A 397-nucleotide genomic window follows, 5' to 3' on the forward strand; every position below is an offset into this window, starting at 1 on the left:
GGCCGGCGTCCTCGCAGGACTCGGCCAGGCCCGCCAGGAAGCTCATCGCCGCCGGGTCCCGGAAGGAGTAGCTCAATGCCTCGGTGAGCAGCAGCCCCACCGCGCCCGCCTTGCGGGTGCGCAACGAGCGGGCCACCGGGTCCGGGCCCGGGTAGCCGCGCCGCTTGGCGGCGTCGAGCACCCGTTCGCGCAGTTCCGCGGACAGTTGGTCCGGCCGGTTGTAGGCGTTGGAGACGGTGGTGCGGGAGACCTTCAGCTCCGCCGCGAGCGACGCCAGGGTGGCCTGACGGTGCGGATGACGGGACCGGGACATAGTCGGACCGTACTGAATGCGGCCGTGACCGACAGCACGGCCCCGCTAATGTACAACGGAAACGGTTTCCATTAATATCTTGGG

Annotated in this window: 1 pseudogene; it reads right to left on the reverse strand. The window is 69.5% G+C overall.

Annotated features, from left to right (window positions below):
• Positions 1-313, reverse strand: a pseudogene (locus tag AC1DYG_RS20335) (LacI family DNA-binding transcriptional regulator); the annotation flags it as partial.
• Positions 314-397 lie beyond the last annotated feature (84 nt).

The organism is Pedococcus sp. P1_H8 (assembly GCF_056405175.1).